We start from the raw sequence: 18027 nt of genomic DNA, 5'->3' as shown, positions 1-18027 counted from the left end.
CGGTCTGAGCGCTGCGCGTCCCTTTCGAGTAGCGCTGGTGGTCTCTGAGAATGAGCGCGCGGCACTGACCGGTGTACAGCAGAACCAACGCGACTCGCTGCGAGGCGCTGATGACCGAGTATTCGTGGGACCAACGAACGTGGTGGCTGCCAACGACCTGCGGCAAGCCAAGAAGAGGGTCGACGACGAGCGTGCGGCGCGGTATGCCCTCGGCCGCCGCCAACGTCCGATTCTGTTGGCCGTCAACGCCTGTATCGAAGTCGACAACGCGGCGGCGTGCCGGCGGATGGCCAACGGGACTGACGCGACCGGAGACGGGCTCTCCTACACGGGCACGGCCCGCGGATTGGCCGGGTTGGTCTTCGACATCGATCACCTGAACCTCGCCGATGGACTCGTGGTGCGGTCCCCCGGGGGGTGGACTGTGCAGGCCTATGCCACACTCACCGAGGAGTTGAACAAGCGCGGCTACCAGTTACTGGTGATGGTCGTCGACGCCCACAAGTCCTGGGTATCACAGCGAAAGGCCTCTTAGGCAACTAGTTCGACAGTCCGCTCCAGGAAACGAACCGCCGGCCTCCTGATTGGTGTATCAAAGTTCGAGAAGCGTTCGGCGCCAGAGGCTTCGCACTCCAAATGGCATGCTTGCAACGAGAAGAGACGAGCCGTTCCGAAAGGGCGATCATGGAACTGGAAACCCTGCTGTATGAGCTCCACGGTCATGTCGCGACCGTCACGCTGAATCGACCCGAGCGGCTGAACTGCTTCAATCAGCAGATGTGCGAGGACTTCTCGCGAGTTTGGCAGCATATCCGAATGGATGACGAGGTGCGGGCCGTCGTGGTGCGCGCTGCAGGTGAGCGCGCGTTCTGCACCGGCGTGGATACCAACGACACGCTGGAAATGGTGTCGCGGCCGAATCTGTGGAGCCGTGAAGACCCCGGCAGCTACCTGTCCCCCAAAGCGAATCAGGTATGGAAGCCCGTCATCTGTGCGGTACAAGGGATGGCAGCTGGTGGCGCTTTTTACCTTCTCAACGAGTCAGACATCATCATCTGCTCGGACGACGCGACCTTCTTCGATCCCCATGTCAGCTACGGACTTGCGGCCGTACTCGAACCGGTTGGGCTCGCTGCCAGGATCCCGCTGGGCGAGGTGCTGCGGATTGCGCTGATGGGACTCAACGAGCGAGTATCGGCCAATCGTGCGTTGCAAGTGGGCTTGGTATCGGAAGTGACAGCCCGCGAGGAGCTTTGGTCACGTGCGGACGAGATCGCTCATCAGATCGCGGCCAACGAACCACTGGCGGTGCAGGGCACCGTGAAGGCGATCTGGGACTCACTCGACGTCGGACGTACCGATGCGATTCGCAACGGCGTGCACTACACCCAGTTGGGCAACGGCGTGGAGACCGTGAAGGTGAATCGCAGCGGTGCCGAGAAGCCGCGGTGGAGGTTGCGGTGATCCTGCGCCTCAGCGAAAGTCTGAGCCACCGTCCACGTTGAGATCCGCGCCGGTGGTGAACGAGTTCAGGCGCGAGCCCAGCAACGCGATCATCGGCGCGATCTCCTCGGGATGGCCGGCCCTGCCAAGGTAGCCCAGCGCGTCTCCGAAGACATCCTCGAGGACGGCGCCGACTTCCTCGGCCGTGCGCGGCCGAGGCGCTTCGGGATGCAGCTCATCGATGGCTTCGGGATGCAGCTCATCGATGAAGGTGGCGACCTGCTCAGTCATGAAGGTCCCTGGCGAGACGGTATTGACCAGGATGCCCTCCGGAGCGAGTGTCTGCGAGAGGTTCTTGGTCATACTCGTCAAGGCAGCCTTGGCAGCGGTATACGCGATCAGCGTTGGAGATTGCCGTTGCACGGAGTGCGCGGAAATGTTGACGATTCGCGCCCAGTCGGCAGATCTCAGCAGCGGGAGCGCGGCACGACAGGTCCGTACCGCGCTGAGCAGAATCAACTCCAGCGCCGTCGTCCAGTGGTCATCGGAAAGCTCCTCGAACACAGCCATCAGCCCGAGGCCCGGACCGACGGTGTTGATCAAGACATTGCAACTGTCCCAACGAGATTCGATCTCGCTGAAGGCCGCCTGAACACTGTCAGCGTTCGCGAGGTCGGTCGGCACTGCGAGCACCTCGCGGCTACCCGCCGCACGGAGTTCGTCCGCCACCTGCTCGAGCTTTGCACGGCTGCGCGCGAGAACGGCCAGCCGCGCTCCCTCTCGCGCATAGACGTTCGCCGTCGCCAGTCCCATGCCTGCCGTGGCCCCGGTGACGATCACCCGCGCGTCCTTCACGCCCAAATCCATGCGTAACTCCTCCTCGAACGGGCCGGGGCACACCACGACGACCGTGGGAAGCGCCCGGTGCTGGGGCGGCGTGCACGCAGCGGCCAGTGCCCATGAATAGTTATACAGTTTACTGCTAGCGGGTTGGCTCGCAATCAGATCGAGCGCCTCGGCGATCGACCGAGCCGGACTCGGCGCTAGGTGCCGGTCTGGGCCAAGTGATCCCCGGTGGTGATTCCGTCGAAAAGCGCTGAGATGAGAAGGTTGGCAACCTTTTCCGGTGATCGCTTTGCTCGTTCTGGCCATTCGACGGTCCAGTTCAACGATCCGAGGATGAGGAGCCTCAGGGTCTGTAGGTCGAGATCGTCCCTAATCTCGCCGGCGTCGCGGGCGTCGCGCAGCAGTCCGTCCCAGAGCTGGCCGTAGGGCCGCTGGTCAACGCGGACGTGGCGGGCGCGGATTTCGTCGGGAAGCTGGCCGACAACTCGAGCGTTTGCCGCGGTGTAGTCGACAGCCTCGATAACCGCTTCGGCGTGGGCGTGAATCGCCGCGGTAAGACGCGCGGTCGCAGACGCATCCTCGCCAAGTGCGTCAATGGCTGCGACGACATGCTCGTGGGTCTTTTGCAGGCCCACCCGCAGCATCTCGGCAACGAGGGTGTCTTTGGAATCGAAGTAGTAGTACAGGCTGCCCTGCTTGACGTCGGCTGCCTCCGCAATGTCGGTGAGGCGCGTGGCGGCATATCCGCTCTTACTGAAGACCCGGGCCGCGGAATCAAGTATTCGGGCACGCGTCCGAGCGGACTTAGCGAATGGCGCCCGCGCCCGCTTCTTCGTCGTCACCGTCCGAGTATACGAGAGTCCACAGGTTGGTCGGGGGGCTCGGTCTCGCTCCTACGTGCGATCAACGGACTCGGCCACGTTGGTCGGCGGCGACATCTGAGGACACAGCACACCACCTGTATTCTGCCGACGAACAGAAATTGACTGATGTCCACGACGGTGGGGAGTACAAGGTGCGGTTGAACGATTCGGTAGCGGTGGTAACCGGGGGTGCTTCCGGCCTGGGACTGGCGGCTGCCGCTGCGTTGCACGACCGCGGCGCCACCGTCGTGATCGCCGATCTTCCGACGTCGGCCGGGCCGACAGTGGCGGCCGACCTCGGAAGAGATGTGCTGTTCGCGCCCGCGGACGTCTGCGACGAGGCAGCCGTCGAAGCGGCACTGGACATTGCGCAGTCGGTGGGCGAGTTGCGGGTCGTAGTGAATTGCGCCGGAGTCGGCATTTCTCGCCGGGTGCTCAGCAGGGCTGGCGCCCACTCGACCGCGGACTTCACCAGGGTGATTGGCGTCAACTTGATCGGCACGTTCAACGTCGTGCGCTCGGCCGCCGCCCGGATGACCACCAACACGCTCGACGGCGGCGAGCGGGGAGTCATCGTGAACACCGCATCGATTGCCGCCTACGACGGCCAGATCGGCCAGGTCGCCTATTCTGCGTCGAAGGGCGGAGTCGCGGCGATGACGCTGCCGCTCGCCCGCGATCTGGCGAGCCATGCCGTCCGGGTGATGGCCATCGCACCCGGCCTCTTCGAGACGCCCTTGCTCGGCGTGCTACCCGAGGCGGCACTCAATGCGATGACCAGCGTCATACCTCATCCACAACGCTTGGGCCGCCCCGAGGAATTCGGCCGGCTCGTCGTACACATCGCCGAGAACCCGATGCTCAACGGCGAGGTCGTGCGCTTGGACGCTGCGCTCAGGATGCCTGCCCGCTAAGCCGAAAGACAAAGGCCGGGGCCTCAACTGGATTTCGGCAGTCCGAGATGACGTTCAGCCACGATGTTCCGGTTGATCTCAGTGGTGCCGCCGCGGATGGTGCACAGCGGCGCATGCCGTCCCTCATACTCGATCCAACCATCTGCGGCCGCACCGTGTTCGCCGAACCGGAGCAAACCTGCTGCCCCGGCCCGCTGCTGGAACCAGTGGGCGGACTTTTGGTAGGCCGTGGTTGCGAACAACTTGGTCATCGCACCTTCCACGACCGGCAACCCACCGCTCGCGGCCAGCCAGGCCGACCGCTGTGTGAGGAGCTTCGCGACTTCGTTGTCGATCGCGGTCTGGGCCATCTGCTCCCGGATGGCGGGGTCGCGCACGGCGCCGCTGGCTTCGGCCCACTGCCGGAAATGCCGCAACAGCGGAACACCACTGTTCGTCTCACCGACCACACCGCGCTCGAAAGCCAGTCCGACGCCCATCGCTTTCCACCCGTCGTTCACTGCGCCGAGGACCCATTCGTCGCCGACGCGGACATCGTCGAAGAACGTCGCGTTGGTGCGCTCTGATCCGATCGTCCACACCGGTTCCACCGAGATGCCAGGGGTATCCATCGGAAGGACGAACATGGTCAGACCGCGGTGCTTCGGCACGGTCGGATCAGTGCGGGTGAGCAGCATGATCCAATCGGCTTCGTGCGCCATCGTGGTCCACATCTTGGACCCGTTGATCACCCACTGGTCGCCGTCCCGCACCGCGCGCGTCTTCGCCGAGGCCACGTCGCTTCCGCTCCCCGGCTCGCTGTAGCCAAGGCAGGCATAGGACTTCGCGGACAGAAGCGAGGTCAGGATGCGCTCCCGCTGCGAGTCGGACCCCAGCCGGTTCACCATCGCTGCGACGATCAGCATCACCGAGAGTGCGTCGTAGGGCACCGACGCCTTTTCCAGCTCGTTGAAAAGGATCCAGAGTTCGATCGGATCGCCCTTGCCCAACCCCGGCACGGTGCGTTCCAGCAACCCGCGCTCGGCAAGCTCCTGATACAGGGCCGGGCAGGCGAACGTGCCGGTGCGGTGGTGCTCGCTCTGGCGATCCGGCGTGTACGTCAGCGCGATGACGTCCTTGATCTCCTGACGAAATGCCGTCGCTTCAGCGGAGAGATTGAAGTCCATTGGCGTTACCTCTGGCTCGTTGTGATGTCGCTAGAGACTGTCCCGAACAACCGATCCGCCAGCAGCTGGTACTGAACGGTGGGGTCGCCAAGAACAAGCGGCCAGCCGCGCGCCCGGCGGTAGTACAAACCGATGTCGTACTCATCGGCAAACCCGTAGCCACCGTGGTAGTGCAGCACCCGGTCGGTTGCCTTCGCGGCGACCTCGGTAGCGAAGAGATAAGCCATCAAAGCAAGCGTTTCCGGATCGTTGACCTCGGCGTCATCGACGTCATCGGTCCTCGGCGCGGCCGGATCGGACGTATCCATGGCCCATGCCGCCTTGAAAGCGAGCAGTCGGGCGCCGTCGATGATCCCCGGCAAATCGGCCAATCCGTGTTGGACGGCTTGGAACGTACCGATCGGCTGTCCGAATTGCTCGCGCGACTTGACGTAACTGACTCCGATGTCGAGGCTCTTGGCGGCGATGCCGACGAGCGAGGCAGCGGTCAGCACTCGCCACTCGGACAGTGCGCGTGACCATACCGATCCGTCACCCACCTTCGCTGCCGTCGCTCGGTCGAAGGTGCGGAAGGCCACCGGCATGCATGCGTGGTTTGCCGGTGCCGCCCCGGGAGGTTCGGCAGACACAGCCACCGTGGCATTGTCGGATGTGCCGACGACGGTGTGTGCGACCGCACCGGCGGGGATGAGTCCCCAGTCAAGGTCACCGGTCGCGGGCTGCAGCGCGATCGTGGCGATCTGGCGCCCAGCGATCAGGTCGGCGGGAGGCTGTGGCATGGTCCGCAGGGCCACCACGTGCTCGATGATGGGAACCGGCGCGGCAAATCGTCCGGCACACTCTGCCAGGACGACCAAGTCGGCCATACCGGCTCCCCCGCCGCCGTGCTCTGTCGCGACGCCCATCGCCGGGGCTTCCAGCGCACACAGCTTGGACCACAGCTCCGGGTCGAAGCCGAGGGGCTCAGCCCGTCGGACGACGAGTGGTTCCGAGGTCTTCGCGAAGAACTCGGAGAACAGCTCTTCAACTGCCCGCTGGTCGTCGCTGAGATTGACGTTCAACGCACCGAGCCGTTCGCGGCGACAGCGGTGACGGGGGTTCCGGCAGACCGCTTGCGGGGCAGGGCGGTGATCGTCGAGCGGTCGAAGGACGAAGTTCCTTCGATGACCATGGCCTGTCGAAGTTCGAGAATCGGAAGCGACGACAACGCCGACATCACCCGAGACCCGTTCGGGGCATCCTTCCACGGCGGCGAGGCCAACTCGAGTTCGGCGTCACCCACCTTGACCGAGGTGATCTGCGAACGCATCTCGCAACGAGTCACCTCGTCGACACCAGGGCTGTTGACGACAGGTGGCATGTACCGGGCACAGAACGCGTAGCCGATGCTGCCCACCTTGGCGATCTTCCCGAGTACAGCGTCGTCGACCGGTTTCACGTTGCGAATCGCACCACGCGCCAACAGCGTTCCGTACTCGGTCATTTCCCAAGATAGGTCGCCGGACTCCTCTCGGATCGGGGTGAAGTCCGCGGCAAGCTTGCCGAAGCCCGAGAACTCGCGGCCCACCGTCAGCGGCCGAACCTGGTCCACCCACATCACCGGCCAGAAGTTTCCCTTGGTCGGCCCGTCCTCGCCGTTGTGGCTCACGCTGATACCGACGCACAACTCTTCATAGCCATGGCCGGCGAGGTAGTCGACCTGGTCGAAGGTTCGCCTACTGAAGATCACCGTGGGCTTTTCGGGGAGGTCGAGCTCGGCCGGCACCAGCGGCCGCACCGCAGCGGGGTCGGTGACGAAGGTGATGTCGAGCGCTCGGAGCCAGCCCCACTGTGAAACCTGCGGAAGCTCTGTCGGCCCGAACACGATCGGCATCTCGTACCGCTCTCCCGGGTGACACGTGAATCCCTCACTGGCTGCAGACATCGCTTGCTTCCCTTCGTGGCCGTGGGCAAAATCTACCGAACGTTCGATAATGTTACAAGGGTGCCGAGACCGGCTTCCTAGCAGAATCTGTTCAACTATAGAATCTAATAATATGGCGTGGACAGCGCCCGTCGGCAAGACCTCGATCAAGGAGACCCATGGACGTCGACATTGTTGTTGCGAATAACGTCGATTCCCTGGCCGCGGCGAAGACGGCGGAAGCCGCCGGCTATCGCGGTGTGTGGATGCCCGAGATGAAGCACGATCCGTTTCCGCTTCTGGCCATGTGCGCACAGAACACCAGCACGGTCGGCCTCGGCACCAACATCGCCGTCGCATTCGCTCGCAATCCCATGACCACAGCACTGCTCGCGAACGACTTGCAGCTCTATTCCGAAGGTCGCTTCATGTTGGGCCTGGGCTCGCAGGTGAAGGCTCATATCAACCGCCGGTTCTGCATGCCCTGGTCGGCTCCTGCCGAACGGATGCGCGACTACGTCCTGGCCGTCCGATCGATCTGGGCCAGCTGGCGAACCGGCGAGCAGCTTCAGTACGAGGGCGAATTTTACCGACACACGCTCATGACGTCCTTCTTCGATCCGGGGCCCAACCCGTACGGCAATCCGCCGGTGCTCCTGGCCGGCGTCGGCCCAAAGATGTCACGAGTTGCGGGCGAGGTCGCAGACGGCTTTCTGGTGCACAGCTTCACCACCGAGCGCTATCTCAGGTCCGTCACCGTCCCGGCGCTTCTCGAGGGCCGGGCAGCCGCGGGCGCAGACAACTTGGACGGCTTCCAGATCAGTGCAGCGATCTTCGTCGTCACGGGTGAGACCGCGGCTGATCGCGCGGCCGCCGATGCGGCAGTGCGGAGCCGCATCGCGTTCTACGCATCCACCCCGGCCTACCTGCCCGTGCTGCAAACCCACGGCTGGGACGGCGTCGGCGAGGAGCTGCGGTCGATGATCAAGGCTGACCGTTGGGGCCAATTGGGTGAGGTCATCGATGACGAGATGCTCGAAGCCTTCGCCGTCGTCGCTGATCCGCCCGACGTGGCGGCCGCGTTGACGAAGAGGTTCGGTTCCGTGTTGAGCCGCGTCGCGCTGGCTTCCCCCTATCCGACCACGGACGGACTCTGGCGGCCGATCGTCGAGGAACTGCGCGAATGGCAGCCGGCCTGACTGGATGTATCTCGGCACCACCGAGCGCGGCTTGGTGGCCGGGAACCCCAGCGGTTCAGCCGTTTTTGACGCTCGCCGTTGGTGCACGCCCAACCCGTACGCCAACGACCCTGCAGAACAATTGGACAGTTCACTGTCGCACCATGCGCACACCCAGGAGTGCCATCGCACGATCGAACGTGCCTGGGGCGCAGGCACGGGGTGACCCGAGAAGCTAGGTGGATGTCCTGCTAATGTGACAGTCGTATGCCACAAATCGCAGGGAGAACGGATGACCAACGCCATCAATGCAAGTGAGCTGCGACCGCCGGAGGGCGACTGGCTCGGTACGCCGTACCTTCGGTTCGAGCGTGACGGCGCCCTCGCGATAGTCACACTCGACCGTCCACATGCGCGCAACGCGATGACTGCGGCGATGTACTTCGGTATCCGCTACGCGGTCTCCCGGGTCGCCGCAGACGACACCTTGGCTGGTCTGCTGATCACGGGCACCGGCGACGTCTTCGCCCCCGGTGGCGATCTCGGACACCGCGCCGAGGACAACTGGATGGAACTGACTTCTGCGCTCGGAATGGATGTCACCCCCTTCGAAGCGCTGCGCCAGTCACCCAAGCCGGTGGTGTCCGCCGTCAATGGCCTGGCGCAGGGCGGCGGACTGCAGATCGCGATGTGCAGTGACATGGCGGTGGTCAGCGAGCGCGCGACTTTCCGCGTGCCGGAGCTGTACCGCGGCATTGCTGACACCTACTACAGTCAGATGCTCGCACGGATCATCGGACCGGTTCGCACGCGTGACCTGATGTTCACCGGACGGGTGTTGTCGGCCCAGGAGGCGCTGGAATGGGGGATGGTCTCCCGAGTCGTTCGGCATGATGACCTACTGACCACCGCGCGCGAAATACTCGCTCAATGTTGTCGAACCGCACCGCAGGCACGTGCGGTGGTCAAAGCGAATCTTGACAGCTACATGGGACTGTACGACCGGATCAACATGTTCCAGAGTGTCCTGGGAACCGAAGCGCGAGAAGGCTTCGCCGCATTCAAGGAGAAGCGGTCACCGGAATGGGTCCACCCCGCGCTCCGCATCGACGGGCGGCTGTGAGCGCACGGGGCTGTCGGCCCCTACTTCAATAACATTGGTAGCGTGGCGAACTCCTGGCGAATCAGATCATCCAGACTGAGAACGCCGCCGGCCAGCCACTTACTTATGGCGCTCTCCAGCAGGCTCATCCCCACCGCGGCGAGCATCGCGCACTCGGCATCAGGGGCCGTCAGCCCACGCCGGCTCGCGATCACGTCCGAGACTGTCGCGGCAGTCGCTCGAGAAATCTTGCGCTCGCGGCCCAGGAGAACCAGCGACGACTCGACGGCTTGGTAGTACTGGGCGATCCTCTTCCGGATGCGCTTGAGTGATGGAGCCAGTATCGCGAACGATTCACCCATCGCTTCGTAGTCGGACAAAGTGTCTTCCCGACCCAGGTACACGGCCCTGAAGGCACTGATGAAGTCGTACCCGCCGAAAAACAGCACCGACTCCTTGGTCGGAAAGTAGCGGAAAAAGGTTCTCGGCGACACACCGGCTGCGGCCGCGATCTCCTCAGTCGTGGTCTCGTCGTATCCGTGCACGCTGAAGAGGTTCAACGCTGCGTCAATGAGTGCGGCCTTTGTTTGGGCGGCGTGCTCAGAGCGCGGTGAGCGATCACCTCTCGGCATGCCGTCCTCCTTGCACTCCCACGCGTCGTGCTGAGGCTACAACGCTGAGTCGATTGGGGACCAGCAGCCTAGTTCCGGCAACGTCGGCGATGTCGGTGCCGGAAGAGCCGGCGCCTCCGCCAGATCGGTGCGCGCCGCGACGCTGATCAGCAGCGGTGGCTCTCGGTGATCGGGCCGCTCCAGACCTGACCGCAGCGACGTCGGCACTCGCCAGGAGCATCCCGTTATGGCAGTTATGTGCCATAAGTAGACGCAGACCAAACCGATCTATCCTTCGGCAAGTGGCAGATAAAGCGGTCAAGCCTGAGTCAACCAGCCATTGACACTATGACAGAGAACTGCCATAGTGCGGGGGAGCCCGCCGCAGAGCTACGAAGGGATCGTGCCGATGGCCAAGAACCTCTTCCTGGTGTTGACCAATCCCATTGAAGGCCAGGACGACGCCTTCAATGAGTGGTACGACTCTCGCCATGTGCCCGAGGTGCTAGCCCTACCCGGAGTGGTGGCCGCCCAGCGCTACGTCATCTCAGAGGTCAAGGTGGCCGAAGAGGAGCTACCGGCTCCGCTGCCACCGCCCTCGCACCGATACCTGGTGGTATACGAGTTGGATCGTGAACCCGACCAAGTCATGGCCGAGTGGCTCAATGCAGTCGTCGCCGGAACACTGACCCTGGGAGAGACGTTGGATCTCAGCACGGTGTCCGTCTCGGGCTGGACTCCGCACGGTGAGCGCAGGCGAGCCGGCGACTGAGACCGCGCGGCATCGACGAACAGGCGCGCAACTCACTCGCCGCCCGTTGACTGCCTCGCATGTGTACCTCCGTGCTGACGGGTCGACCACGGGTCTGTTTGTACTTTCAATCGGACGATCGATTCTGCTTCCTATGGCAGACAACTCGTTATACATTTGACAGATACCGGTAGCGGTCTGGTCCGTCACCCGGACGCGAACTCAGCGGTACCTTGACCAGCAATCTGCTGGTGGCGCTGGCGTTCGCGGCAGACACCGCAAGGCGGCGGTACCGCGCACACCACTGCCGAGCTCAACACGAGTAAGGACACATGACGATTCAATCCCCTCAGCACCACGGGTCCGCGATCACGAACCACCATCCCGTGTCCGCGATCGTCGATGACTACCACCCCGTCGGTGATGAACTCGACATCCTGTTGGGAGCATGGCGGGCGCGTCTACCGGTGCTTCTCAAGGGTCCGACCGGGTGCGGCAAGACGAAGTTGGTGGAAAGTGCGGCACGTCGCCTGGGGTTGGAACTGGTGACGGTGTCGTGCCACGAAGACATGCTGGCCGCAGATCTGGTGGGACGCTATCTCCTCGAGGGATCGGATACCGTCTGGCAGGACGGGCCCCTGACGACCGCGGTACGCCGGGGCGCCATGTGTTACCTCGACGAGATCGTCGAGGCACGCGTCGACGCGACGGTCGTCATCCACTCTCTTGCCGACCACCGGCGCCAGTTGTTCATCGACCGGCTCAATGAACAACTCGACGCCCCAGACTCATTCATGCTCATCGTGTCCTACAACCCGGGCTATCAGACCTTGCTCAAGGACCTCAAGCCCTCGACGCGTCAGCGCTTCGTTGCCGTGGAGCTCGACTTCGCGCCGCCAGAACTCGAACAACAGATCGTCAAAGAGCAGTCCGGTGCCCCTGACGAGGCCGTCGCGGCTCTGGTGCGACTAGGACAGGCAGTACGACACCTGAACGAGCCGAGCATGTCGGAGATGGTGTCGACTCGAGCACTGATCGCCGCAGCGAGGTTGCATGTGAGCGGGTTGGGGCTCAATCGCGCCGCCAGGAGCGCCATCGCGGCCATGCTGACCGACGACGCGACCGTGACGAGGTCCATCGCGGAACTCATCGATGCCTACATCTCCTGATCAACCGACGTTGGCCGGCCTGGAAATGCTGGCGCGCGCGGTTTCAGGACGCCTGGTGTGTGTCAAGGACACGGCGGGTCACGACGACGGCGTCTACACGTTCGGAAACACCATCACCGTCGACGGCGAACAACTCACCACGATGACCCGCGCTCAAGTGGTCCTCCAAGCGGCGATGTACGGAGCTGGTTCCTTCCAACCGGCGGTGTTGCGCCACCTCATCGGACGCTCCGGCGCCTGCGAGCGATACTGTGCGATGGAAGGACTGCGCGCGCTCACCCTGACCGGGGATAGATGGCCGCCGTTCGTCGCAGCACTGACAGCCGCGGTGACGGAGGTGCCCAGCACGGGTTCGGCCGAAGAGTCGATGCGTATGGCATTGGCACACAACCAGATTCCCGCCGCCCCGGAGTTCTTCGGTCGCATCAAACCCGCACGTGCGGTATTGGTATCGGCGGCGCGCACCGGCCGTGACCACAAGGAGGACGTCAAGACCCGAGACGACCCGGACGGTGCCGAGGGCGAGGACCCCGACGCCGACAGCGATGAGGCCAAATCCCTCGATCTGCTGAGCAATCCGTTGATGCCGAACCACCCCGTGGCGAGGATGATCCAGAGTCTGTTCAAGCACTCTGGCGGTAAGTCCGCAGATGCGACGTCACAAGCCGGCGGTGGAACGCCAGTGGCCAGACCAAGCTTACGACCCAGCGAGGGCCGCAAAGTCAGTGTCGGCCGCCGGATCGCCATGGCCGCCAACCGCTTGGTCTTCGGCACTCACAGAGGTGATGCTCGTTATCCGGAATGGGACCAGAGTGCCCAGCGGTACCGACACAACTGGGTCACCGTGCACGAACTGGAGCCGTGGAATCCCGACGGCTTTCGGGACAACACAACCCTGGCCCAGATCGGGTTGCTTGATACGCCCGCGACGCTTACGCGCAGTCTCGCCCGGCACGTCCTGGGGATTGCGCCACACGGGCGCAGCGAGTTCGGCGAACAACTGCACACCGACGGCGTCGTGGACCTTGCGTATTGGCGCCGAAGCGGTTCCGGAACTGCACCATTGCCGTTCATCGGCAAGAAGCGACAACGACCTGGCGTCGCCGCGTTGGTCCTGCTGGACGTCAGCAGCTCCACCCTGGACACTACCGGGGATACTGAAGGGCAGACCGGTTCGGTCTTCGATCAACACCTCAAGTTGTCCTACCGCATCACAGCCGCACTCGATGGTCTGGGCGTCCCGGTTGGTTTCTATGCGTTCCGCAGCTGGGGACGCGAGATGGTCCATGTGCTGCCGGTCAAGAGCTTTCGAGAACGCGTCTCGGCGTTGACCATCGAACGAGTCGGTCACCTGAATCCGGCGGGGTTCACTCGAATCGGCGGCGCCATCCGCCATTGCACCTCAATCCTGGAACGCCAGGCCGAGGGGATGAAGCGGGTGGTCATCCTGGTTTCCGACGGCCACCCTTACGATGACGGCTACGACGGCACCCAAGCCGCGGGCGACACTCGACATGCGATGAGCGAGGCCCGCTTGCGGGGAGTCGGTTTCGTATGCGTTGGGGTTACAGCCCCTAGTGGCAACGGATCTCAGGTTCAGCGTGAGGCACTGGACTCGGCGTCCGCACTGCATGTGGCGAGCATCAGCGGGATCGAACACCAGCTCGGCACGCTGATACGCCAAGCACTGGCTGACGCTCGGCGTCGTGGTGATCATGCCGCTTCCAACGTTCCGGCGTGACGCTTCGCCGGTTGGGCCTTGTCGGCACTTTCGACTATGAGTTAGATTCAGACCGGTACGTGACGTGACATCCGACACACCCGCGGGCGGCTAAGGGGCGTAATGACGAACACCGATGCAATTCCACGGATCGACACCGACAGCCTGCCCATGGCCATCGCGCGCGACGAGGCCTGGCGGGCAACCCAAGTGGCCCCGGTGATCGCGGTCGCCGACGGATACGCGGTGACCACCCGGCGCGGTGCCGAAGAAGTCCTCAAGCACCCCGAGCCGTTCTCCTCGGCCAAGGCATTCGACATGCTGCAGAGTCCCGTGCCGTTGGTTCCGATCGCCTTCGACCCACCCACCCAGACGCGCTACAGACAGATCCTGCAGCCGTTCTTCAGTCCGCGCGTCATCAAGCCGATGGAAGCTCACCTGCGTCAGCAATTCATCGCTCTGGTCGACCCGATCGCGCAACGCGGCCATTGCGATTTCGTGAGTGAAGTCGCCCAGGTCTTCCCGATCCAAGCATTCCTTACGTTCTTCGGATTACCGCTGGAGATGCGCCACCAGTTCTGGGAGTGGAAGAACGCGGTGCTCGACCTCTCGTCGGCCGGTTTCGCTGCCGAGGGAGACGCCACGCAAGAGGGCATCCGCAAGGCTCTCGAGATGTACACCTACTTCACCGAGCTGATTCCGCAGCGTCGCCGTCAGGGCGGTGAGGACGTCTTGAGCCAGATACTGGCTAAACAGCCACCGGACGACCTCACCGACAGTGAAGCCGTCGGCCTGTGCTTCTTGTTCGTTCTCGCCGGCTTGGACACCGTGACCGACACGCTGGGTTGCGGGATGCAGCGGCTTGCCGAGCATCCCGACAAGAGACAAGCAATCGTCGACGATCCAGCTCTGATTCCCGCAGCGGTCGAAGAGCTGCTGCGACTGGATCCGCCGGCCCCATTCATCCCGAGGGTCAGCTCCACCGAGGCCGACATCGACACAGTGCGGCTCGGCGCCGAGACACGAGTATCTACCTACCTCGGCGCGGTCAATCGGGATCCGGCGGTATTCGCCAATCCACACGAGATCGACTTCCACCGTACGGACAACCCGCACATCAGCTTTGGGCTAGGGCCACACCGCTGTCTGGGATCGCACCTGGCCAGACTGGAGTTGGCCATCGCATACCAGGAGTGGCACAAGCGGATCCCGCACTACCGCATCAAGCCCGGCGCCACACCGATGGTGCCGTGGCCCCACGGGACCATCGGACTCGAATCGCTTCATCTGGAGTTCGACAAGGCACCGTCGTGAAGCTCAGACTCGACAGCGCGAGCTGCACCGGCCACGGACTGTGCTACTCGGTTGCTCAGCATCTCATCACCGATGACGAGCACGGCTACGGGCAGCTCTCCACTGACGGAGAGGTGCCCGCGAGCCGTCTCGCCGAGGCGCGCGCGGCCGTGGCCAACTGCCCTGAGCGCGCCATTAGCTTGGTGGAGGATTCGAAGGCATGACGCCCCCAGCAACCGACGCAGCCTCGACTCCCACACCCAGCCGCCGTAGCAGCAGGGTTCTGCGGCTGGGACTGCAGATCCCGAACTTCTCCTATGGCGGATCCGTTTCCGAGCTCTACCCAGCCGTCCTCGCCCAGGCGCAAGAGGCCGAAGCAGCCGGATTCGATGCAGTGTTGTTAATGGATCACTTCTACCAGCTCCCGCATCTGGGAGCTCTCGACGAGCCGATGCTTGAGGCCTACACCGCGCTCGGGGGGCTGGCGACGACCACGCGGCGGGTGCGCTTGGGCACCCTCGTCACGGGTAACTCATACCGCAACCCTGCCCTGCTCGCGAAGTCGGTGAGCACCCTCGACGTAATGAGCGGCGGTCGTGGATTTCTGGGCATCGGCACGGGTTGGTTCGAGCTCGAACACCGGCAACTCGGCTTCGAGTTCGGCACCCTCGCAGACCGTTTCGACCGCCTCGAGGAGGCCCTACAGATCATTTCCCCGATGCTGCGCGGGGACCGACCGACATTCAAAGGCCGCTGGTATAGCGTCGAATCCGCGTTGAACAATCCGCGGATCCGTGACGACATGCCCATCGTCATCGGCGGCAGCGGTGAGCGGAAGACATTCGCACTGGCTGCCCGCTACGCCGACCACCTCAATGTCATCGCGCCGTTCGATCGGCTGCCAGGCAAAGTGGAAGCCATCATGCGACGGTGTGCGGAATACGATCGCGATCCTGCCACCCTTGAAACAAGTGCTCTGATTCAACTTGTCGTTACCGACGCGCCGAGCGCGGCCGACGCATTCGCACTGGACTCCCGCGTAGCGGTGGGTACCCTCGCCGCGATCGCCGAGCAGATCCAGCGCCACGTCATCGACGCCGGCATCGGCGGCCTGGTGGTCAACCTGCCGTCACACGGCTATACGCCGGGCCTGATCACAGCGGTGGGTGAGGTGCTCGCTCCCCTGGTTGGTAACTGACGCGGGAGATCAAGACACGGGTCAATCGGCGCCGTGCGCCGCCGGGTCTGCCTGGTAGGCAGGTTCGATGGTGACGCCGAACGAACGTGCCGCGAAGGCAACCATGTGATAGTGCCCGACCACCATCGGCACCTCAATCAACTGCTCCTGATCGTAGTGCGCCGACAGAACGGACCAGGTCGAGGCCGAAATCTCGCACTCGTCGTGGAGTTCGTCAGCGCTTCTCACCAACGCCGACTCGAGTTCCGTCCAACCATCAGCGTCGGCACCGGCCCGGACGCGGGCGACCTCTTCAGAGGTCAACCCTGCATCCGCGGCAAACACCAGGTGATGCGCCCATTCGTAGGCGGCCCCGCAGCGATCCGCGGTGCGTAGGATCAGCAGCTCGCGATCACGGGGAGACAGCTTTCCGCTGAGCAGACCGCCACACAACGGCAGCCAACGTCGAAACAGCCTCTGATGTCGAACCAGGGTCGTGAACAGATTGAGGTCACGCCCTGGTCCGACCTTGTCGAGCATGTCGTTCGTCGCCTGATCGCGCTCTTCGACCGGAAGCGGCGCGATGCGCGGTTCAGCGTGGCTGTCTCCGGCCGAGGCCGAGGCCTCAGGCATGCGCCTGCACGGCAACAGGCGGGAACGCCCGCTCAGGATCGATGCTCTTGAGTCGAGGCAGCACCTTCTCCGCGAACAACTTCTGGTTGGCGGTGGCGATTTCAGGGCTCATGCCGGCAAATGACAGCACCGCCGTCATGCCGACACCATCGATGCGCCGAACGTGGTCGGTGAGCTGCTCGACGACCTGGTCCGGGGTGCCGTAAACCTGCAGCTCGGCAAGGAATTTCACGAAGTTGTCGGCGCCGTGCTTTTCGATGTTGCTGGCGAACTTGCCGTAGTACTCGTAACCCGGGACCTTGGCCAAGCCGGCGTTGCTGAACTCGTACCAGTCGAATGTCGACTTGGCATAACGGTAGTGGTACTCCTCGTGCAATTCCTGCGCGGCGGCCTCGGACTCGTGCACGGTCACGAAGGACATCAGCAGCGGCTTGGGCGGCTCATAGCCGTTCAGCTCGACGAATCGGTCGTTGTACTTCTTGACATCGGCAACCGTGACATCCCAGGGCTTTTGAGCGATCACCATGATGCCCACGCCAAGCTGGGCGACGATGTCCATGGACTCAGGTGACACCGAAGATGCGTAGGTGCGGTTACGGATGGGCGAGAGCGGCTGGGGCCGCAGCTGAACAGGCGACTGCTTCCACAGCTCGCCGTCAGACTCGATCACTCCGGTATCGAAAGCATTCAGGATGCCTGCCGCATACTCCTGGAAACGCTGGCGTGACTCGCCCATGTTGAGCCGGAACGCTTCGAATTCGTGGCGGCCCAGGCCGCGTCCGATCCCCAGCAGAACGCGGCCGTTCGACAGGTGGTCAAGCACCGAGATTTCTTCGGCGACCCGCAGGGGCTCGTGCCAAGGAAGCACCACAACCGAGGACCCGAGCCGGACGTGCTGGGTCTTGGCGGCCAGGTATGTCAAGAGCTGCAGCACATTCGGCGATACGTCGTAGCCACCGAAGTGATGCTCGGCGATCCACAACGATTCGAAGCCGAGCGGCTCCGCCTGTTCTGCAAGCGCGATCTCGTGCTTGTACAGCGATGAGTCGGAACGATCCTCGTTGGGGTTCTGGAAGAAGACGCTCTTGCCAACGTGCATGTGCTTGACCTATCTGAAGTTCGATTGACGAGTAGATTCTACCATTAAGTAGAATCTTGTCTACGGAGGTTGTTTGCTAACTCGGTTGCCCTGTGGACTTACGCCTCCGGACGGAAGCTCCAGTCCGCTCCACCGCCAACTCGCCGGCAAGGACATCCT

The 18027-nt window shown here is 63.4% G+C and carries 19 protein-coding genes; 11 read left to right on the top strand and 8 right to left on the bottom strand.

Going from position 1 to position 18027, the window contains the following annotated elements:
• Positions 1-124 precede the first annotated feature (124 nt).
• Both G6N35_RS20400 and G6N35_RS20395 read left to right on the top strand, forming a co-directional pair.
• On the top strand, positions 125-535 hold the full coding sequence (locus tag G6N35_RS20400; protein ID WP_220098519.1) for a hypothetical protein: 411 nt from the start codon (positions 125-127) through the stop codon (positions 533-535).
• Between the two features lie 149 nt (positions 536-684).
• A complete protein-coding gene (locus G6N35_RS20395) occupies positions 685-1464 on the top strand; it encodes an enoyl-CoA hydratase/isomerase family protein (RefSeq protein ID WP_179967394.1) in 780 nt (259 codons plus the stop codon).
• 9 nt (positions 1465-1473) lie between these two features.
• Here G6N35_RS20395 and G6N35_RS20390 read toward each other — a convergent pair whose 3' ends face one another.
• Entirely contained in the window at positions 1474-2310 is an 837-nt protein-coding gene (locus G6N35_RS20390) for an SDR family NAD(P)-dependent oxidoreductase (RefSeq protein WP_163805884.1), read from the bottom strand.
• A gap of 176 nt (positions 2311-2486) precedes the next feature.
• Complete coding sequence (locus G6N35_RS20385; protein ID WP_163805883.1) at positions 2487-3131, bottom strand: TetR family transcriptional regulator; 645 nt, start codon at positions 3129-3131, stop codon at positions 2487-2489.
• 173 nt (positions 3132-3304) lie between these two features.
• Here G6N35_RS20385 and G6N35_RS20380 point away from each other — a divergent pair, with 173 nt between their 5' ends.
• The gene (locus G6N35_RS20380; RefSeq protein WP_163805882.1) at positions 3305-4066 is read left to right on the top strand and encodes an SDR family NAD(P)-dependent oxidoreductase; all 762 of its coding nucleotides are present in this window, start codon (positions 3305-3307) and stop codon (positions 4064-4066) included.
• Positions 4067-4089: 23 nt separating this feature from the next.
• Here G6N35_RS20380 and G6N35_RS20375 read toward each other — a convergent pair whose 3' ends face one another.
• The 3 genes from G6N35_RS20375 to G6N35_RS20365 are packed head-to-tail and all read right to left on the bottom strand — an operon-like array spanning position 4090 to position 7156.
• Positions 4090-5232 (bottom strand): acyl-CoA dehydrogenase family protein, encoded by a 1143-nt coding sequence (locus G6N35_RS20375; RefSeq protein ID WP_163805881.1) that lies wholly within the window; start codon positions 5230-5232, stop codon positions 4090-4092.
• A 5-nt stretch (positions 5233-5237) separates the two neighbouring features.
• On the bottom strand, positions 5238-6293 hold the full coding sequence (locus G6N35_RS20370; RefSeq protein WP_163805880.1) for an acyl-CoA dehydrogenase family protein: 1056 nt from the start codon (positions 6291-6293) through the stop codon (positions 5238-5240).
• On the bottom strand, positions 6290-7156 hold the full coding sequence (locus G6N35_RS20365) for an acetoacetate decarboxylase family protein (RefSeq protein WP_220098518.1): 867 nt from the start codon (positions 7154-7156) through the stop codon (positions 6290-6292). The genes G6N35_RS20370 and G6N35_RS20365 overlap by 4 nt, the downstream gene beginning before the upstream one ends.
• 158 nt (positions 7157-7314) lie before the next feature.
• On the opposite strand from G6N35_RS20365, the gene G6N35_RS20360 reads away from it, so the two are divergent.
• Entirely contained in the window at positions 7315-8334 is a 1020-nt protein-coding gene (locus G6N35_RS20360) for a TIGR03617 family F420-dependent LLM class oxidoreductase (protein ID WP_163805878.1), read from the top strand.
• A 271-nt stretch (positions 8335-8605) separates the two neighbouring features.
• Positions 8606-9436, top strand: a complete 831-nt coding sequence (locus tag G6N35_RS20355; protein WP_163805877.1) for an enoyl-CoA hydratase/isomerase family protein — start codon at positions 8606-8608, stop codon at positions 9434-9436.
• Between the two features lie 20 nt (positions 9437-9456).
• On the opposite strand, the gene G6N35_RS20350 is transcribed toward G6N35_RS20355, so the two are convergent.
• Positions 9457-10047, bottom strand: a complete 591-nt coding sequence (locus tag G6N35_RS20350) for a TetR/AcrR family transcriptional regulator (protein WP_163805876.1) — start codon at positions 10045-10047, stop codon at positions 9457-9459.
• Positions 10048-10435: 388 nt separating this feature from the next.
• Between G6N35_RS20350 and G6N35_RS20345 the strand changes: the two genes are divergently transcribed.
• The 6 genes from G6N35_RS20345 to G6N35_RS20320 all read left to right on the top strand — a co-directional run bounded on the left by G6N35_RS20345 (position 10436) and on the right by G6N35_RS20320 (position 16157).
• The gene (locus G6N35_RS20345) at positions 10436-10798 is read left to right on the top strand and encodes a DUF4286 family protein (RefSeq protein WP_163805875.1); all 363 of its coding nucleotides are present in this window, start codon (positions 10436-10438) and stop codon (positions 10796-10798) included.
• Positions 10799-11109: 311 nt separating this feature from the next.
• Complete coding sequence (locus tag G6N35_RS20340; protein WP_163805874.1) at positions 11110-11946, top strand: CbbQ/NirQ/NorQ/GpvN family protein; 837 nt, start codon at positions 11110-11112, stop codon at positions 11944-11946.
• Positions 11930-13687, top strand: coding sequence for a VWA domain-containing protein (locus G6N35_RS20335; protein WP_163805873.1), 1758 nt, complete (start codon positions 11930-11932; stop codon positions 13685-13687). The genes G6N35_RS20340 and G6N35_RS20335 overlap by 17 nt, the downstream gene beginning before the upstream one ends.
• Positions 13688-13789: 102 nt before the next feature.
• Positions 13790-14980, top strand: coding sequence for a cytochrome P450 (locus G6N35_RS20330; protein ID WP_163805872.1), 1191 nt, complete (start codon positions 13790-13792; stop codon positions 14978-14980).
• Positions 14977-15183: a ferredoxin gene (locus G6N35_RS20325; RefSeq protein WP_163805871.1), complete on the top strand. Its 207-nt coding sequence runs from the start codon at positions 14977-14979 to the stop codon at positions 15181-15183. Before G6N35_RS20330 ends, G6N35_RS20325 begins: the two co-directional genes overlap by 4 nt.
• On the top strand, positions 15180-16157 hold the full coding sequence (locus G6N35_RS20320; RefSeq protein ID WP_163805870.1) for an LLM class F420-dependent oxidoreductase: 978 nt from the start codon (positions 15180-15182) through the stop codon (positions 16155-16157). The genes G6N35_RS20325 and G6N35_RS20320 overlap by 4 nt, the downstream gene beginning before the upstream one ends.
• A gap of 21 nt (positions 16158-16178) precedes the next feature.
• Here G6N35_RS20320 and G6N35_RS20315 read toward each other — a convergent pair whose 3' ends face one another.
• Complete coding sequence (locus G6N35_RS20315; RefSeq protein ID WP_163805869.1) at positions 16179-16769, bottom strand: carboxymuconolactone decarboxylase family protein; 591 nt, start codon at positions 16767-16769, stop codon at positions 16179-16181.
• A complete protein-coding gene (locus tag G6N35_RS20310) occupies positions 16762-17868 on the bottom strand; it encodes an LLM class flavin-dependent oxidoreductase (protein WP_163805868.1) in 1107 nt (368 codons plus the stop codon). The genes G6N35_RS20315 and G6N35_RS20310 overlap by 8 nt, the downstream gene beginning before the upstream one ends.
• Between the last annotated feature and the right edge of the window lie 159 nt (positions 17869-18027).

The organism is Mycolicibacterium anyangense (assembly GCF_010731855.1).
In the GTDB taxonomy this organism is placed as follows: Bacteria; Actinomycetota; Actinomycetes; order Mycobacteriales; family Mycobacteriaceae; genus Mycobacterium; species Mycobacterium anyangense.
This window is presented reverse-complemented; position numbering and strand designations above follow the sequence as displayed.

What these genes read in the sequence shown, in the direction of transcription:
- G6N35_RS20395 (WP_179967394.1), top strand. Translation starts at nt 685, where the DNA reads ATGGAACTGGAAACCCTGCTGTATGAGCTCCACGGTCATGTCGCGACC.
- G6N35_RS20390 (WP_163805884.1), bottom strand. Translation starts at nt 2,310, where the DNA reads ATGGATTTGGGCGTGAAGGACGCGCGGGTGATCGTCACCGGGGCCACG.
- G6N35_RS20375 (WP_163805881.1), bottom strand. Translation starts at nt 5,232, where the DNA reads ATGGACTTCAATCTCTCCGCTGAAGCGACGGCATTTCGTCAGGAGATC.
- G6N35_RS20365 (WP_220098518.1), bottom strand. Translation starts at nt 7,156, where the DNA reads ATGTCTGCAGCCAGTGAGGGATTCACGTGTCACCCGGGAGAGCGGTAC.
- G6N35_RS20360 (WP_163805878.1), top strand. Translation starts at nt 7,315, where the DNA reads ATGGACGTCGACATTGTTGTTGCGAATAACGTCGATTCCCTGGCCGCG.
- G6N35_RS20355 (WP_163805877.1), top strand. Translation starts at nt 8,606, where the DNA reads ATGACCAACGCCATCAATGCAAGTGAGCTGCGACCGCCGGAGGGCGAC.
- G6N35_RS20350 (WP_163805876.1), bottom strand. Translation starts at nt 10,047, where the DNA reads ATGCCGAGAGGTGATCGCTCACCGCGCTCTGAGCACGCCGCCCAAACA.
- G6N35_RS20345 (WP_163805875.1), top strand. Translation starts at nt 10,436, where the DNA reads ATGGCCAAGAACCTCTTCCTGGTGTTGACCAATCCCATTGAAGGCCAG.
- G6N35_RS20340 (WP_163805874.1), top strand. Translation starts at nt 11,110, where the DNA reads ATGACGATTCAATCCCCTCAGCACCACGGGTCCGCGATCACGAACCAC.
- G6N35_RS20335 (WP_163805873.1), top strand. Translation starts at nt 11,930, where the DNA reads ATGCCTACATCTCCTGATCAACCGACGTTGGCCGGCCTGGAAATGCTG.
- G6N35_RS20330 (WP_163805872.1), top strand. Translation starts at nt 13,790, where the DNA reads ATGACGAACACCGATGCAATTCCACGGATCGACACCGACAGCCTGCCC.
- G6N35_RS20320 (WP_163805870.1), top strand. Translation starts at nt 15,180, where the DNA reads ATGACGCCCCCAGCAACCGACGCAGCCTCGACTCCCACACCCAGCCGC.
- G6N35_RS20315 (WP_163805869.1), bottom strand. Translation starts at nt 16,769, where the DNA reads ATGCCTGAGGCCTCGGCCTCGGCCGGAGACAGCCACGCTGAACCGCGC.
- G6N35_RS20310 (WP_163805868.1), bottom strand. Translation starts at nt 17,868, where the DNA reads ATGCACGTTGGCAAGAGCGTCTTCTTCCAGAACCCCAACGAGGATCGT.